Source organism: Lactobacillus rizhaonensis, from assembly GCF_036246345.1.
In the GTDB taxonomy this organism is placed as follows: Bacteria; Bacillota; Bacilli; order Lactobacillales; family Lactobacillaceae; genus Lactobacillus; species Lactobacillus rizhaonensis.
Genome location: NZ_BTTV01000003.1, coordinates 195287 through 212963, shown reverse-complemented (window position 1 = coordinate 212963; position 17677 = coordinate 195287). Strand labels below are relative to the sequence as shown.

The window sequence follows — 17677 nt, the reverse complement described above, 5'->3', positions numbered from 1 at the left end:
CGCGTAATAGTCAAAAAGTTCAATATTCGTTAGCCTAAAACCAGTTTTAAAGCTTGCGGAATACTTGAAACCGGAATAATTTCAATATCTGCGTTTTTCAGACTGGTATGCATATTATGTTTGGGAATAAAAATACGCTTAAACCCTGTTTTTGCTGCCTCCTTAATTCGCGCATCTATTTGATTAACTCGCCTTACTTCACCAGTTAAACCGACTTCGCCTACAAAACAATCTGTGGGCAAAATTTCCTGATTTTTATAGCTTGACGCGATAGCCATGACAACAGCTAAATCTACAGCCGGTTCATTAAGACGTATTCCACCAGTAGCAGTTAAATAAACATCCTGATTTTGTAACATTAAGTTACCCCGTTTTTCCAAAACCGCTAAAAGCAGTCCAGCACGGTTATAATCAATACCTGACGTGGTTCTTTTAGCATAGCCAAAAGCAGTAGGGGTTACCAATGCCTGAATTTCAGCCAAAATGGGACGAGTTCCCTCAAGTGAAACAACAATAGCAGAACCGGTTGACTGGGGTAAACGTTCATCCAAAAAAATGGCAGATGGATTAGTAACTTCTTTCAATCCATTATTAACCATTTCAAACATGCCAATTTCATTAGCTGCGCCAAATCTGTTCTTAACGGAATGCAAAATGCGGTAGGCATGGTGTTCATCACCTTCAAAATAAAGAACAGTGTCAACCATGTGTTCCAAAATTTTAGGGCCAGCAATTGCTCCTTCTTTTGTAACATGCCCGATAACAAAAACGGTAATAGCATCCATTTTTGCTATTTTCATTAACTCACTAGTGACTTCTCTTACTTGTGATGCTGAACCTGTCATTGAGTCTAAACTAGGCTCATTCATAGTTTGAATTGAGTCAATGACAACAAAGTCAGGTTCTAAATCAGCAATTTGCTGGCGAATATCTTCCATATCTGTTTCTGGATAAAGCATCATATCATTTGCCGGCAGCCCTAAGCGATCAGCTCTTAACTTAATTTGATTAGCTGATTCTTCACCGGAAACGTACAGCACCTTATATTTACCGGCTAGTTCACTCATGATTTGCAACATTAAAGTCGACTTGCCAATTCCTGGATCACCACCAATTAAGACTAGGGATCCTGGTACAATTCCTCCACCTAAAACCCTGTTCAATTCTTCCATACTAGTCTGAATGCGTTCTTCTTTTTCAGCCTTAACATTTTCCAGCTTAACCGGTTCACTAATTCCAGTTTTCTTGATTAAGCGACTAGGACTTCCTTTAGTTGAACGATTTTGCACCGCTTCAGTTTCCTTTTCAAACTGATTCCAGGCACCGCAATTAGGACAGCGTCCTAAATAGCTGGCAGAAATATAGCCGCAAGAACGACACTTATATTTTGTTTTAAGTTTTGCCATTTAGCTTTCCTTCTTATTAGTTGAGCCAAAACCGCTTACCCTTTGCCTGTCAATAGGCAAGTCATTGTCGGTTTTTAAATAATGCAAAAAAATTCCCTGACCAATACGATCCCCCTTGTGAATCTGAATTGGTCTAACACCATAATTAATTAACTGCACGAAAATTTCACCTTCATTGTCATCGTTATTGTAATAATCCGCATCGATGACGCCCACGCCATTTGGCAAAGAAAGATTTTTTTTAAAAGTATTTGAAGAGCGGTTAGCCAATATTAACACTTCATCTTCAGGCATATATGCCTTTACACCTGTCGGAATCAAAAACGGCTTGAGTACATGTTCGGCCATTTCATAGTCTTGTTCGTATAGCTGATGACCATTTCTAATTAACCGAAAAATACGCACAAAATTAAGCCGCCAAATACTGGGAATTAAAACGTCTTTTGCTGCTGCTAAATCATAGCCTGCACTGGCAATTGTTTGTCTTCTAGGTAACGCCACATTTTTATTTTTATATTTAGATACAATTTCAAAGCCCCGAATTTTCTCCATGTTATCTCCTTTAAAAATCTTTAAACACTATTTTACATTAATTTACTGCTGTGTTTTAAAATCTTATATAATTAGTTTGGTAAAATTAGCTGAAATATTAAAGTTTGAAGGAAGAATAAATGTTTAACTTAGATAACCCTCACCAGTTTTTTCGCGAAGATGATGATAATGGCGAAACTATATGCAGCTGGACCATGGACAAAATTAAGCGCAAAGACGCTACTGTCTGGATAATGAACCATTTCTTTATCAACCCCAAAATAGACAGTAAAAAGATTTTACACAAACAAATGGCAACAGTAATGTTTATTGCTCAAGAATCTCACTTACCTGTTTGGCCACTTGACCCTTTAGTTATTAAATACTTCGAGAGGCATTCAGAATTTCATTCGATCTGGTATCATAAACCAAATCCAGCAAACAAAAATATATAAACTTTGCAGATTAAATAGATAAAGCAAAAGTAAATATATTTTTAACAATAATTAAATTTTCAAAGATAGACTACTTTATTTAGTTAGGCTAGAATAGTATTAGTTTGTTTAAGGAGGATTTTAATATAGATGACAAAAGAAATTACAAGTGCAGCCATTGACAAATTTACAAATGATTTATCAAATCATGCTGGAATTAATATTGCCAGTCATGCTGCTCAAGAAAACGGCATTTTTAAGGCAAGTCAAAATTTACAATCAAAAATTGATTTAACACCTACTTTTTCCGTAGAAATTGATACCGGTAAGCCAGCTGATCAAAAGCAATCTGGTCGTTGCTGGATGTTTTCCGCATTAAATACTATGCGTCACCCATTGCAAAAAGAATATAAGATTAAGGATTTTGAATTATCCCAAAATTACACTAATTTTTGGGATAAATTTGAAAAATCAAACTTCTTCTTTGAAAATGTTATTGCCTCAGCTAAGAAACCGCTCGGTGACCGTAAAGTCAGTTTCCTGTTCGCAACCCCGCAACAAGATGGTGGTCAATGGGACATGTTATGTGGATTAGTTGAAAAGTATGGTATTGTTCCTAAGTCAGTTTACCCAGAAACTGCCAATTCGAACAATTCTGGCGCTTTAAACGATACTTTAAACACTCTGTTGCGCAAAGATGGCTTAAAGCTACGTGCTTTAGTCAACGCAGGTAAATCAGAAGACGAGATTGAGCAACGCAAAAATCAATTTTTAAACGATGTTTTCCGCATTTTAGCTATTTCATTGGGCGTACCACCAAAGAAATTTGACTTTGAATATAAAGATGATGATGGTAATTACCACCGTGAAGCCGGTATTACTCCTAAAGAATTCTTTGATAGATTTGTAGGCATGAACTTGGAAGATCATGTTTCAATCATTAACTCTCCTACTGATGACAAGCCATATCACAAAGTCTTTTCAGTTGAATACTTAGGTAATGTTGTTGGAGGCAGACAAGTACGTCACCTTAACGTCAAAATTTCTGAAATGAAAGACTTGATTATTAAACAACTGAAAGCCGGAGAAGTTGTTTGGTTTGGTTCAAATGTTGGTAAGGATTCAGAAAGACAGCTAGGCTTGCTTGATACCAATATTTACAAACGTGATGAATTATTTGACGTTGATTTTTCAATGTCTAAGGGTGATAAACTTGATTCTAGCGAAAGCATGATGGATCATGCTATGGTTATTACCGGTGTCGACTTAGTAGATAATAAGCCAACTAAGTGGAAGATTGAAAATTCATGGGGAGAAAAGCCAGGCTTTAAGGGCTATTTTGTAATGAGTGACTCATGGTTTGACCAATTTGTCTACCAAGCGGTTATTAACAAGAAATTCTTACCTGATGATTTAAGAACAGCCTTTGATGAAGGAGCTAAAGATCCGATTCAATTACTACCATGGGACCCAATGGGCGCTTTGGCTTTTAAATAAGATCATTATTTCTATTCAAAAAGTTAAATATTAAAAAGCATTGAGAAATTTAGTGGTTATATTGCCTAGTAAATTTTCCCAATGCTTTTTTATACGCTTTGAATAAGTACTTAAAGCTATTTTTGCTTTTCCTGCAGTATTCCCTTCTTCAATACGAATTGACGATCATATTTAAGCCCATTGACCTGGTCATGGCTGGCAACCACTATAATTTTATTTTGCTGTCTTAATTTTTTAAGCATAGCTACAAATAAGCCAATGCTCTCTTGATCAATTCCACGTGTCGGCTCATCAAGCAAAATAATATTTTGGTTTTCCATCACAGCCTGGATGATGCCCACCTTTTGCCTCATACCAATAGAATACTTGACTATGGGTTTCGGATCGTCAGGATCAAGCATAAAGTACTGTAGTAAGTCCCTAACTTCTTTCTCATTAAAGCGCTTGTTAAGATTAGCCAGAAAATGAAGGTTAGACATGGCTGACTCATATTCCAAAAAATTGGGATTTTCAATTAATGCCCCAACAATATCATTTTCATCCAGCTTAATTTCACCGCTGTCAGCCTTTAACAAGCCGGTAATAATCTTAAAAATGGTAGACTTTCCAGAACCGTTAATACCTGAAATATGAATTAGTTCTCCTGGCTTAGCTGTCAAAGATACGCTTTTTAAAACCAGCTTCTGACCAAATGACTTTTTTATCTGCTTAAGCTCTAACATTATTTCTCCTTAAAAGCCACCATAAATTTCATGGATAGCCCGATATAACTCGTCATACACGGGACTATAATTTATTAAAATATTTTTTTCTATATAGTAGTGATAAATTAAATCTATGATTATCGCCATTAGCAATAATAAATAAGGCCTATGCCAGTTATAGCCACCAACTAACAGCCAAAGTAGAAGCAAAAAAGCCAGAACATGTAGTAGTATGAGTTCAATGCCTACAATTGGGTTACCAAATTTAAATAAAGGGTAATCAGTAAAAAAATAAGGAACAAAAAGACCTAATACAAAAATTAAACAATAAATTGTAGCCAGTACCAATAAGTGCATGATCATCGACTTACTCTTTTTTCGCACCGTCACAAACACGTTGATGTTGCGAAAAGTAAGTATCTGCTTATAAAACAGCAAGAGGACCGCTGGCTGCAAATACAGTGATACCATGTGAAAATTGAGGTATTCGTTTGGCAATTCCATGGTTTCCGGTGAACCTGTTTTTATAAGTATAATGCTTCCCATTAGTCCTATCAAAAATACGATAAAACAATTTAAAACAAGTCTGCAGGATATTCGCTTTAAGCGCATAATTAGCCCAGCTTTCTTTTCTGCTGCCACATTTTGATTAAGTAAGCAGCAAATAACAGATAAAGCAATGCAACCAAAACAAAAAGCAAATATGAATTAATCGGTGGCAAGCGAGATCCTAGCGCAAACTGTCCCGGTGCAAGTACAGCAAATGGAAACCACAAATACGAGAGAAAGAGCAAAAATTCATTGCCCAGTGATATTATGAATGACAATAAGGTTAAACCCATCCCTACACACGGGCCCAAAACTAGATAAATACTATTTTTTGATACAAACAGACCAATACTGAAAATTAAAACAGCAAAAATACCCCAGCCAGTAGCAGATAATATAACATACGAACATAAGTCAATTAGTTGGTTAGTGGAAAAATATCCTGGTCTTGCACCAATGTATAATTTGATAGGTCTGGTTTTAAAGAAAAAGGGATAATAAAATAAGTTAATTAATGCTAACTGGTAAAGATTAGTTATTAAAGAAAATACTACACCAATAACAAACGAGCGAATAATCCCTGCTTTGATAAAACCATGATATCCAATTCTTTGCTGGACAGCGCTAAACATATTATTATTTTTAAAATAGATTAAGAGACCAGCTCCAAAGATAGATACCAAGGCCAACAAAATAACTAAATTTATAATATTTTCGTTCCAACCATTAGGCTGAATTGAAAAGAAAAGCATAACAGAAATGTCAACTGCTTTGCCCTTTAATGGTATTAATCCTGCTTCAGAATTAGCGGCTATAAAAAACTGCCAGGTAATCATAAGAAAATAAATAATTAGAAAAATAAGAACAAATTTTTGGGTTCGTTTTAGCATTAGCAGAAGTCCTCTTAACAAATATATCTTTGAATACTATATCATGTATAATATTAATTATAAACTAAAATAGTATGCCAAAAAAGTTAAGAAAAAACTAATTTTCCCCTATTAAAAAATGCTCTTATTGTTGCCTTTATTCATATGATTACTTAAATAAAATTAAAAACTTAACATAGACCTACTTTCTTAACAAAACGCATAAAAGCGGCTTTACCCTCTAAAGTTTGTTTGAAAACTCCTGCGTCTTCTAAAACGCGAGCAAAAACAAGACCTAATTCTTTTTGCAAAATTTGATCCACATTTGTATTTGTTATTTCATACTTACTGCTAATTTCCTTAGCCCAATCAAGATGCATAGGTGCAATACTGTTAGGCTGGTCAAGCAAAAACTTTTTTACCTCAAGCAACTCGGGCTTCAATCGTGGCGGAAAAATTGCTAATCCCATTACTTCAATTAAGCCAATATTTTCCTTTTTAATGTGTTGTACATCAGCATGAGGATGAAAAATTCCATCAGGATATTTATCTGAAGTCTGATTGTCTCTTAGGACTAAATCAAGTTCATAAGTTTGTCCATGTAAACGAGCAATTGGGGTAATAGTATGGTGAGGGGTATTGTCTGTAAATGCCCGAACTGTTACTTTCTCATCATTATAATCACGCCAGTTTATTAAAATTTTATTTGCTAATTTAATTAAGCTATTTTTATTTAGACCACGTAAACGGATCACAGACATAGGCCACTTGACAATACCTGCTTCGACATCATCAAATCCCTTAAAATTAAGTTTTTTATCAATTGGTGCTTTTTCCATCGGAAAGCGATGCTTGCCGCCCTGATAATGTTCGTGCGCTAAAATCGAACCGCCTACGATCGGCAAATCCGCATTGCTACCAACAAAATAGCCCGGAAATTTAGCCACAATTTCCAGTAAATTAGCAAAAGTTTGTTCATTTATTACCATTGGTTCATGCTTTGGCGCTAAGAAAATGCAGTGCTCATTAAAATATGCATAAGGAGAATATTGAAAGCCCCAGGTTTCATCTCCTAAATGAAAGCGAATGATACGGTGATTGGTGCGCGCAGGATAATTTATATGACCAAGGTAACCCTCATTCTCCATACATAATTGGCACTTTGGATATGATTTTACTTTGGCATTTTTAGCTGCAGCAATCTCTTTGGGATCTTTTTCCGGTTTGGAAAGATTAATCGTAATTTCTAGGTCGCCGTATTTACTTGCAGCTGTAAAATAAATATTTTTTGCAATAGCTCTAGTTTTAATATAATCACTATCTTTACCCATTTGGTAAAAATCAGCAATTGCTTTTTGTGGTGAGCTCTCATAAGTTTGCCAGAAATTGCGGTTAACAATACTTGGTCTAGGGACAATCAAATTCATTAATTGTGCATCAAGGACATCCCTAGAGGAATTATTGGCTGAGCACTTCCCTGAAATTTGGGCAACCTGAATCAGCTCGTCTTTAAAATCCAGTAGGCCTTCCTTACTGGTTGTTGCTTTTCTTGCCTCATCCCCAACAAGGGCCAAAATTCTATTTCTCAAATAAATACGATCAAGTTCCGTAAAATCGCTGTGAGCAATAACTTGCGTAATAAATTTATCAATTAGATTCGTTTTATCCATCTCAACTTTCCAATATTATAAAACTTTTGTACCATCAGCAGTTTCTGCAATATAAAATGAAGGTAAGTAGCCAATCTTTTCTTGGTAAATATCAGCGACATTTTTTTCAAAAGCTTCAACTTTATTTTTGGCAACCAAAGCTATCGCACAGCCACCAAAACCGGCACCAGTCATTCTTGCACCCAAAACTCCAGGTTGCTTCCAGGCAGTATGTACCAATGTATCAAGTTCTTTACCCGTCACTTCATAGTCATACTCTAAAGATACATGTGAAGCATTCATTAATTGACCAAATTCATTTAAATCACCCTTTTGCAGTGCTTTTTCAGCATTTAATGTCCGTTCATTTTCCCAGACTGCGTGACGACAGCGTTTCAGCAGGTTTTCTGTTGGTAAAAGGTAACTATTTTCATCAAAAACTAAACTATCCAATTCACCCAGCGACTGAATTGACAGTTTCTCCTGTAAAAAGTGCAGACCCTTTTCGCATTCTGCTCTACGCTCATTATATTTTGAGTCTGCTAAGGTCCTTTTCTTGTTAGTATTCATAATAACAATGACATTATCCTTCAAATCAAGGGGTACTAGCTCAGACTCCACCTTTTTAGTATCAAGCAGAATGGCGTGATCTTTTTCACTCATAGCAACTGCATATTGATCCATAATGCCAGAATTGACGCCAATAAATTCGTTTTCAGTTTTAACTCCCAGTTTGACGATTTCTAACTTAGAAAAAGTTAATTTAAACTGGTCCTGTAATAAAATACCAATTAACATTTCTAAGGCTGCAGACGAAGACAATCCAGCACCATCAGGAATATTGCCATTAATATAGATATTAAGTCCATGATCAATCTTGGCACCATTTTCGAGCATAAAATGAAGCATCCCTTTTGCATAGTTTGCCCATGAATCTTCTTTGGCAAACTGCAGCTGGTGCATATCAGTTTCTACTACTCCCATATCGGCAAAATTAGCAGAATAAAAACAAAATCTTTCATCAGTCCGGGGACTGGCTGCACCATAAATCCCTAAAGATATTGCACAAGGGAATACATGACCTCCATTATAATCTGTGTGCTCACCAATTAAGTTAATTCTACCAGGCGAAAAATAACAGCCGGTTGGTTCTTGATGATAAATATTACTAAATTCTTGCTTGAGTTCTTTAATTTTCATTTGTATCCATTTCCTTTTAAAAGCGCTATCAACATACTGACAATTAAATTATACTTCATTATAATTTACCAGCAAGGCTTGAAAATAAATTCTCAATATTAAAAAAAGTTTCGTTTTGTCGAAACTCTTTTCAAGGATATTACCAAATATGTAATAATCTATCTGGATGCAATTTACATAAATTAAATTGATGCACATGCTGCGGCCGACTTTGGGGAAATTGTTCCAAAAAATCAGCCGGATTAGCTAGCCCCGTAGAATATGACCAAACACTCTTAACCTTTTTAATAGGATCAAGCATTTCATTTCTAACCGGATACGCAGAAATCAAAAAATGTTTGTGATGAAATTTAAATACAAAAAACGGTAAGCGAAACTGATTAACAACTTCATCCTTGGTTTTACCAATCGTAACTACATTACGATATGTGCCATACTTTTCTGTAAATAAATCGTTAAAAGAAAAATAAAAATTGGAAATGTGTACATGAGGAAAGTTTTCTTCCGTAACTTTATCAGGAATTGCAATGACGTGAGCAAAATGATCCAAATTACTTTCCTTTTGTGATAGTGCTTTTCCTAACTGATTAGGGCTTATCACATGCGCCCACTCAGGCACATCGAAGTTATCTTGATATGATAAAAACATTTCCTTAATCACATTTGGCTTAACCCAATCATATTGTCTGCGAATTTCGTTACGATTTAATAAATTCCGCAAAGTTTTATGATACATTAAATCAACGACAAATAACTCATAATGATAACGCTCGACCCAGGGTTGATAATGTTCAATATTTTCCGTAAAAATATGAGTACTATCTACAATAACCGTTTCGCCGCGTTTCATTTTTTCTTCCACGAGGTAATCCACCACTTTTTCCGTTTGCTCATTTGCATAACGGGGAATAACTTGATGTAAGCAATCTGTTTCTTCTTCATAAAAATAGGTTAGATTCGCCAATAACAATCTTATCTGATCACGACTAATTGCATATGGCTGTAAGTGATGACGAGAAATAAATGAAGATTTACCAGAGCCGGGTGCGCCTCGTAATAAAAATATTTTACGCATGCCTCTACTCCAAACTAAAAATGTAAAATTTAAATGATATCGTATTAAATTTTAACATATAATTGCAGAATTCCTTACTATTGAACTAAAAGCTGCGTAAAATCTTTTTATCAATAATTCTTAATTGCTGATCAAAAGTATAAACTATTGGCTCTGCATTTGGCACTTCAAGCTTGATAATATCGTGATCATTGATATTCTCTAATTTTTTAATTAATGCGCGCAAACTTGAGCCATGAGCTACAATTAATTGATCCTCACCCATTTTTAACCTACTGGCAATATTGTCTTGATAATAAGGTAATACTCTCTTTTGCGTTTGATAAAGACTTTCAGCTCTTGGCAAGAGGTGAATGTCACAACTTGCATAACGTCTTGAAGTAACTTTTTCACCGAAAGGGGGAACAGCGTAAAAGCCACGCCGCCATTCTAAAACTTGCTGTTTACCAAATATTTGGCGTGACTCATCTTTATTTATTCCACGTAATTTACCATAATGCCTTTCGTTTAAATGCCAAGTCTTAGTAAGAGGTAAATATAAAAAATGACAAATATCGGCTACTATATTTGCTGTTACAATTGCTCGAGTTAAAACAGAAGTATGAATGTGGGTGGGCTTAAAATCGGTAATTTCTTTAATTAAATTGCCTGCAGATTCAGCTTGCTCTCGTCCTTTAGCAGTTAAACCAACATCATTCCAGCCAGTATACACATTAGACTTATTGGCTGTACTTTCACCATGTCTTAGCAATACTAACTTAACCATTTTACTTTACCCAGTGCATTATGATTAAAGCTAAACCGCTAATAGTAAAAATGATTCCTAGTATCATAAAAGGAGTTACACCACGATTATGATTGCGATACCGTCTGTTATAAGCATAGGCAATATCATATAAGCCGACTATCAAAACGATAACAGCAGTAAAAATACTGATTTTCAAAATTATCTTTCTCCTACTTACTCACGATCAGTTACAATCATTTTATCATTTTTTCCTCGTTCACATTCAACTTGAAAATTAATATGATTAATGCCTAATTTTTGCAATTTTGCACTAATTTTTTGAGTCAGTAATTCAAACTTTCTAGCAGTCAAATCAGGGTCCACATTAACGTGCGCATCAAGCATGATATAACGATCGCTATAACGCCACAAATGTACATGATGAATGTTTTTTATTTCTGGAAACGATAAAACAATTCTATTAACTTCTTCCAAATCAATATCGGGATTGGATTCCATTAAGACATTTGCTGCTTTGGCGGTTATTTCACAAGCTTCATGAAACACAAAAACTGAAACCAATAAGGTCATTAACGGATCAATCCAACTAATATGCCAGTAGTAAATAAAAATAGCACCTATTACCACTGCTACGCTTGAAAGAGCATCACTCAACATATGCATAAATGTAGAGCGCACATTTAAGTTTTTTTCGCCACCTTGATTCATCACGAGCATTGAAATTACATTTGACACGAGTCCAATAATGGAAACGATAAGCATAACGCCACCACTAATTTTGGTTGGTGTCCAAAATCTTTCAATCGCTTCAATAAATAGGACGATACTGATTAATATCAAGATAATTCCATTAGTAAAGGCAGCCAAAGTTTCAGCTCGCTCATAACCAAAAGTTTTATTCTTATTGTTGCGCCTGTTGCTGATGATGTGAGCCACGAATGAAATGATTATTGCACCAACATCACTGAGATTATGAACTGCGTCTGATAATAAGGATAAAGACCCCGAAACAAACCCGCCAATAAATTCAGCAACCGTAATAACAACATTCAACCCAGTTACATACGCAAATTTTTTTGTAGTGTGATCCTTCATAATTTTCCTTTCAATACTTAAGGGCGAAAAAAGTCCTACTTTTAAGCAGGACTTTACATATCTTCAGCATTTACATTATAATCTACAATTTCAAAATTGCCATCTTCACGAAGTATTCCCCGAGTTACACTACCATTATTGGGAAAATTAATATCGTGAAGACCGTCACTCTGATTCCAATACTTAATCGCCAAGGTTTTTAAAAAATCACCATGGGAGACTAACAAAACCCTCTTCTCATTTTTAGTTAATTCATGAAGAACATTGATAGCTCGCACCATTCGTTCGTCCAGCTCTTTTTTATTTTCAGCTAAATGACGTGGATCGGCCTTTTTGGTTGCTTCGCGAAACTCATAAATACCAACTTGATTGATAATTTTAGTTACATCTGTCTGTGGTCCAACACCTGCTGCTAGTGCAACCTGTCTCCATGTGTCCTCAATATCATCACCTTCAAAGGAGCCAAAAAATACTTCTCGAAATTCGGGTAATTTTTTAATTTTACCGATTTCTGAAACTTGATTCGCATCTTTCATCAAGTGAACTGTATCAATTGCACGTTTTAAATCAGAAGAATACATATTGTCAAAACGAACTTGACTTAAAGCTCGCGCAGTAATCTTCAGATCATTAATTCCTTTAACCGTTAAAGGAGAATCACACCATCCTTGAACCTTGTTTAACTGATTAAACATTGTTTCGCCGTGGCGGACAAAATAAATTTCTGTTGCCAATTTGCATTCTCCTTCCTTTATAACGTGTTTTAAACTATAACATATATGCTTTGTAAAAGAAATACCCAGCTTGAATAAAAGCTAAAGTTGCAATAAAGATGCGGATATATTTGGCTGGAACCTTGCGCAAAATGTCCATCCCCAAATAACCACCAATGAACATGCCGATAGCAAGAGGAATGGCCTGCAGCCAATATATTCGCGAGGTAAAAATAAAGACTATTAGTGCTACCAGATTTGCCAGACCGCAGATCACATTTTTAATTGCATTAACGACGATAAACTTTTCATCAGTTATATATGTTAATAAAACTAGCACAATTACTCCACCAGCTGCTCCAAAATACCCAGTGTAGATGCCCATCCCTAATAATGCAACAATATAAAAAATCTCCTGCCACAGTGGTCTCTTGTGTGGTTCAAGACTATGATGTTTGCCCGAAACAATTACCAAAACACCAGAACCAGCAATAAAAATGGGTACAACTTTTTCAAAAACACTTGAGGGAAAAGCCAGTAGTAAGCGACAACCAATTAAGGAGCCAGCAACAGTGAATATAGCATAAAAAGCAACTTGACGCCAATGGCCTTTGAGTTCTTTCGTCGAAGAAATCGTAGATCCTATACTAGTCCAAATTAAGGCAGCATCATTTGTGACATTTGCATAAACTGGTGGGATTCCAACCGCTAATAGTACTGGATATGAAGCAAGAGAAGCCATTGAAGCTACTGAAGACAATAATCCACTGGCTACGCCTCCTATTAAAATAAAAATTACTGAAAAAATAGCTGCCATTAAATTAAACTCCCTCTTTAACGTTAATTTCTATTATAATGCTCTTGAAAAATAATTTAAGCAGGTATTTTAATTCTGACCAATTGTCTATTTAATAATGAAGTTGAATTTAACAAATTAGTCTCTAACTAATAATTACTGAAGCATTACAGTTTTGCACGCAAAAAGAATTAACTTTAGTCGCTAATAAAGTCAATTCTTCTCTAAAATAAATATTTTGTTTTAAATTCATCTCTCAGTTTCTTAAGTTACTTAATATCCTTTCTTACTCAACAGATACGAGTAACAAGTTGGAATCAAAATAACTATAATAGTGACGGATATAACCGTCCAATACATTTCCCAATAAGAAGTTAGAAGCAGAACAATGCCGCTGATAAAAAAGATCCATCCGGCAAATCTGTGTGTTTTACGCCAATTTCCCGTATTATTCAAAGTCCATGGTAATTTAATGCCAACGACATGATTGGGACTAACTTTAGGCAGATAATTACCAAAAATAATAAAAAACAGTCCCAAAAAAGCACTAAATATGAAGGAACCTTTTACTCTATGACCCAGTGCATAGGCATAAAGTGACAGATCTACGATATTAATAATAACAGGAACAAGCCAAAGCGTAATATTAACTATCTTAAAATCAAGATTTTTAGCTTCTTTTTGATTGCGTAAGATCAAAAATACCATTACTTGAAGCACAATTCCCAAAAAAGGCAGACCAATAACGACCCATAATTTATTGCTATAAGCATTTGGCATATCAGTCATCCCAAAGTGTGTGGCCATTTTTTGCGGCAAACGATTATATAAAAATATTCCGGTCAAAACTGGAAATAAAATTAGCAGAAGCGAGATTAGTTCAGTTTGACGAATACTATTCTTTTTCATCATGATCTCCTTTCAGATCAACCAGCCAACTCATAATTTCTTCTATAATAGAAGTGTTTAGCGAATAATAAATAAAGTTTTTTTCATGTTCTTCTTCAATTAAATTAGCCTTTTTCAGCATATTAAGATGGTAGGAAATAGTAGCTTTAGTCATATTAAAATGATTAGCAATGTCTCCTGCCGACATTGGTCCATTTTTTAAAAGCTGCAATATTTTGCGACGCACTGGATCGGACAATGCTTTAAAACTAGTTTCAAAGCTCACATTAGTTCCTTTTCCTTTCTATTTAGATAAACATCTAATTAGATGTTTATCTAAATAGTATCACATTTTTCACAAAAAACAATAATTTTAAACATAATAATTAAAAATCCTTGAACTATAGTAAAAATAATAAAACTATTTACGTGGCTGTTTGAAAATTCAAAAAAATTATGAATAAAACTTGTTCATAAATATTTGTCTTTAATTTGGTTTAGCTAATCGTTATAATGCAGAGAGTTGGTTAATGAAAGGAAAAATACACTTGGCAAAATTTGAAACATTGATTTTTATTCTTGAGGGAAGCCTATTAAACGAAAAAGTTGCAGAACAAATGGCACTTAGGGAGACTTTGAAATTGGCAGGCAGAGATTTTGGTCCAGATGAACGCATAAAATATAATTCATTACAAGAAAAGACTAAATTACTAGGATTTGATGCACGCATCAAATTAACTTTGCAGGAATTCTTTAAAAATGATTGGAAATCTGCGAAACTGACTCTTGATAACCAGTTGCAAAAACAAAATCAGTTAAATAAAGATGTACTGCCTTTTTTAGATGAAGTGCAAAATAAAGTTAACATGATTTTGCTGACAAAAGAGAAAAAAGATGTGGCCTCATCCCGCATGCAAGATACAGAACTAATAAATTATTTTTCCGCAGTTTATTTTAGCGATGATTTTGACACAAAATTACCTAATAAAAAAATTCTGTTGTCAATAATACATGAACAAAAGTTGACTCCCGCAACCAGCTTGGTAATAGGAACTGACTTAGCCGATGAAATACAAGGTGCCGAAAATGCCAACTTGGAATCACTCTGGCTTGCCCCTAAAAAAGTAAAAATACCAATTAGCCCTCACCCAACCTTACATTTAAATAAATTAAGTGATTTATTATTTTACCTGGAATTGAGCTAGTTTATAATAAAGAAAAAGGATTGTGAGGTAAAACAAATGAATAAAGTAGCTGTAGTTTTTGCCGATGGTTGTGAAGAAGTAGAAGGCTTAAGCATTATCGATGTGTTGCGCCGTTTAGGTGTACAAGCGGATATGGTCGGCTTATCTAGTGTTATGGTAAATGGTGCTCATAAAATAAAACTTACCTGTGATAAAATTGTCGATGATAGTTTATTTGACTATGATTTAGTTGCCCTTCCCGGCGGCACAATAGGGGCAGAGAATCTGCGTGACAATAAGAAATTAGCAGATTTAATGATAAAACGGCATAACGCTGGCAAATGGGATGCGGCAATGTGCGCTGCTCCCATTGCTCTGGCTCGTTACGGCGTTATAGCTGATGCTGATTATACTTGCTACCCTGGTTTTGAAGAACAAACTAAAAAAGATGCCCCAAGCGGACACTTCAAGGAAACTATTACTGTTACTGATAATGTTCACAAAGTAATTACCAGTCGTGGTCCTGCAACTGCCTGGGCATTTGCATATGCAATTGCGGAAGCTCTCGGAATTGCCACCAAGGATCTGAAAGCAGGAATGCTTTATAATTATCTTGCTGAAAATATTCAAGATAGTTTATAATTTAACATCAATAATAAAGGTGAAGCTTAACTGCTTCACCTTTTTATTTTGCCATTATCATTATTCAATACTTTACTAACAATTTCAGTCAAAACTCGAAGCAACTCACTTCATTGTCTGGGTGCAAACAGATAGCTAAAATCGTGCAAAATTAATTTACGAGCAGCAATAGACAAGTCTTTAATTCTTATCATATAAACTTCTTCATCTTTTAAAATGACAAAATTCATCTATTTTTTATTAAAATAACTAATATTTTTGCAAGCGGTTTTAATAATAGATTAGACTTGCCAAAGAATTTTTATTAAAAATTGCTATTTAAATAACAAAATTGCTATTATTTTAGCATTTTATTTCCAGTTAAACTTCGAACTCGCTAAATTATTTCTTGCCATAAACACTATTTTTACAACTTTTCCAAAAATAAAAAGTCATTTTTATCAGAGGTATGTTAAAAGGATGATAAAATTAAATTACACTTAAAATATAACTACAGGAGGTATTAAAATGTGTACAACTATTGCAATCAAGTCAGATAGTGGGGACGTATTTTGGGGACGGACAATGGATTTTACCTTCGACCCCTTTAAACCGAGTGCGGATAGCAAAATGACCACTTTTCCTGCAAACTATAAATTACAAGGTTTGCACCAAAGTTGGACGACTAAATATCCGTTTATGGGTATTAATGTTAACGATTCACTTTTCTTTAACGATGGTATTAATAGTGCTGGTATCGTAGGCGACGCACAATTTTTGGAAGAGGCTTCGTGGGATACAGTGGAAAACCTTAAGAAGCGGGGATTAAAGCCAATAATTGGTGAAGAAGTCGTCGCCTATGTTTTAAGTAACTTTGGCTCCATCGCAGAAATTAAAGAAGCGTTCACACATTTGGGTCAGGAAAAGACAAATTATCCTGATTGGGAAGATGCTGACACGGGCATCCCTACCCCAATTCCAATGCATTATACCTTTAGTGATCCTAGCGGTAAAAGCGTAATCTTAGAACCAGTTAACAATGGTGCCTTCAAAATTTATGATGGCATTGGTGTGATGACGAATAGTCCGGAATATCCATGGCATCTTGATAATTTGCGTAATTATTTGCAGTTAACTAACCATAACTTAGGCCATCACCAAATTGCTGATCAACTAGATATTAAACAAATTGAAAGTGGTTCAGGTCTACTGGGATTACCCGGTGATTACACTGCACCATCACGCTTTGTTAGGGGAACATTTATTTCTAAATTCCTAGCACCATTTCATTCTGATCAAGGAATTCCACAATTATATAATGTTTTTAAATCCGTCATGATTCCACGGGGACTAGAACATCTTCACGAAGGTGAGGACAAGTGTGATTATTCTGGTTACTGGGCAGGATATGACGTTTCCAACAGAAGTTTATATATTCAACCCGAAGACTGCCCAACAATGACTAAGTTTGTGTTAGATTCCACTACTACTACTAAAATTACTCAGCCTATTCAACACGACTTTAAAGTTTTGGAAACAAAAAAACAAAAAGCTTTAGTCTAAAATTTATTACCGATTGATTTATTATCTAATAGGATTGTTTTACTCGAAGCAAAATGCGTGTAAAAGTTTGATACTTTTACACGCATTTTTATAAATAATCACTATTTACCAACCAATAATGACGGATAATGTGTATAAGCCAAATCTCCTTTATA

Annotated in this window: 19 protein-coding genes; 5 read left to right on the top strand and 14 right to left on the bottom strand. The window is 34.9% G+C overall.

The annotated features are described in order from the left end of the window. Positions 1-29 precede the first annotated feature (29 nt). A complete protein-coding gene (gene radA, locus AAA915_RS05605) occupies positions 30-1406 on the bottom strand; it encodes a DNA repair protein RadA (RefSeq protein ID WP_338200694.1) in 1377 nt (458 codons plus the stop codon). After that, positions 1407-1958, bottom strand: coding sequence for a dCTP deaminase/dUTPase family protein (locus AAA915_RS05600; protein WP_338200696.1), 552 nt, complete (start codon positions 1956-1958; stop codon positions 1407-1409). Positions 1959-2077: 119 nt separating this feature from the next. Here AAA915_RS05600 and AAA915_RS05595 point away from each other — a divergent pair, with 119 nt between their 5' ends. Together AAA915_RS05595 and pepC are read left to right on the top strand one after the other, a co-directional pair. Next, the gene (locus tag AAA915_RS05595; RefSeq protein ID WP_338200698.1) at positions 2078-2392 is read left to right on the top strand and encodes a hypothetical protein; all 315 of its coding nucleotides are present in this window, start codon (positions 2078-2080) and stop codon (positions 2390-2392) included. Between the two features lie 129 nt (positions 2393-2521). Continuing rightward, entirely contained in the window at positions 2522-3868 is a 1347-nt protein-coding gene (gene pepC / locus AAA915_RS05590) for an aminopeptidase C (RefSeq protein WP_338200700.1), read from the top strand. A 116-nt stretch (positions 3869-3984) separates the two neighbouring features. Here pepC and AAA915_RS05585 read toward each other — a convergent pair whose 3' ends face one another. The 12 genes from AAA915_RS05585 to AAA915_RS05530 form a co-directional block, all read right to left on the bottom strand. Beyond that, a complete protein-coding gene (locus tag AAA915_RS05585; RefSeq protein ID WP_338200702.1) occupies positions 3985-4590 on the bottom strand; it encodes an ATP-binding cassette domain-containing protein in 606 nt (201 codons plus the stop codon). Between the two features lie 596 nt (positions 4591-5186). Further along, the gene (locus AAA915_RS05580; protein ID WP_338200704.1) at positions 5187-6011 is read right to left on the bottom strand and encodes a hypothetical protein; all 825 of its coding nucleotides are present in this window, start codon (positions 6009-6011) and stop codon (positions 5187-5189) included. A 170-nt stretch (positions 6012-6181) separates the two neighbouring features. After that, a complete protein-coding gene (locus AAA915_RS05575; protein ID WP_338200706.1) occupies positions 6182-7660 on the bottom strand; it encodes a UDP-glucose--hexose-1-phosphate uridylyltransferase in 1479 nt (492 codons plus the stop codon). A 15-nt stretch (positions 7661-7675) separates the two neighbouring features. After that, positions 7676-8839, bottom strand: a complete 1164-nt coding sequence (locus AAA915_RS05570; protein WP_338200708.1) for a galactokinase — start codon at positions 8837-8839, stop codon at positions 7676-7678. A gap of 139 nt (positions 8840-8978) precedes the next feature. Then, positions 8979-9914, bottom strand: coding sequence for an AAA family ATPase (locus AAA915_RS05565; protein ID WP_338200712.1), 936 nt, complete (start codon positions 9912-9914; stop codon positions 8979-8981). Between the two features lie 85 nt (positions 9915-9999). After that, entirely contained in the window at positions 10000-10680 is a 681-nt protein-coding gene (locus tag AAA915_RS05560) for a 2,3-bisphosphoglycerate-dependent phosphoglycerate mutase (RefSeq protein WP_338200714.1), read from the bottom strand. Between the two features lies 1 nt (position 10681). Further along, positions 10682-10861 carry a hypothetical protein gene (locus tag AAA915_RS05555; protein ID WP_420915116.1) on the bottom strand — a complete coding sequence of 60 codons (180 nt, stop codon included), beginning with the start codon at positions 10859-10861 and terminating at the stop codon, positions 10682-10684. 14 nt (positions 10862-10875) lie between these two features. Then, positions 10876-11760, bottom strand: coding sequence for a cation diffusion facilitator family transporter (locus AAA915_RS05550; protein WP_338200933.1), 885 nt, complete (start codon positions 11758-11760; stop codon positions 10876-10878). Positions 11761-11810: 50 nt separating this feature from the next. Then, the gene (locus tag AAA915_RS05545) at positions 11811-12491 is read right to left on the bottom strand and encodes a histidine phosphatase family protein (RefSeq protein WP_122037859.1); all 681 of its coding nucleotides are present in this window, start codon (positions 12489-12491) and stop codon (positions 11811-11813) included. A gap of 34 nt (positions 12492-12525) precedes the next feature. Then, positions 12526-13287: a sulfite exporter TauE/SafE family protein gene (locus AAA915_RS05540; RefSeq protein WP_294603808.1), complete on the bottom strand. Its 762-nt coding sequence runs from the start codon at positions 13285-13287 to the stop codon at positions 12526-12528. Positions 13288-13539: 252 nt separating this feature from the next. Then, a complete protein-coding gene (locus AAA915_RS05535; protein WP_338207480.1) occupies positions 13540-14175 on the bottom strand; it encodes an SdpI family protein in 636 nt (211 codons plus the stop codon). Beyond that, complete coding sequence (locus AAA915_RS05530; RefSeq protein WP_338200722.1) at positions 14162-14440, bottom strand: autorepressor SdpR family transcription factor; 279 nt, start codon at positions 14438-14440, stop codon at positions 14162-14164. The genes AAA915_RS05535 and AAA915_RS05530 overlap by 14 nt, the downstream gene beginning before the upstream one ends. Before the next feature lie 262 nt (positions 14441-14702). On the opposite strand from AAA915_RS05530, the gene AAA915_RS05525 reads away from it, so the two are divergent. From AAA915_RS05525 to AAA915_RS05515, 3 genes are all read left to right on the top strand, one after another. Then, entirely contained in the window at positions 14703-15359 is a 657-nt protein-coding gene (locus AAA915_RS05525; protein ID WP_338200935.1) for an HAD family hydrolase, read from the top strand. Positions 15360-15395: 36 nt separating this feature from the next. Next, complete coding sequence (locus AAA915_RS05520) at positions 15396-15980, top strand: DJ-1 family glyoxalase III (RefSeq protein ID WP_338200724.1); 585 nt, start codon at positions 15396-15398, stop codon at positions 15978-15980. A 507-nt stretch (positions 15981-16487) separates the two neighbouring features. After that, positions 16488-17522, top strand: a complete 1035-nt coding sequence (locus AAA915_RS05515) for a linear amide C-N hydrolase (protein ID WP_338200726.1) — start codon at positions 16488-16490, stop codon at positions 17520-17522. Positions 17523-17677: the final 155 nt, after the last annotated feature.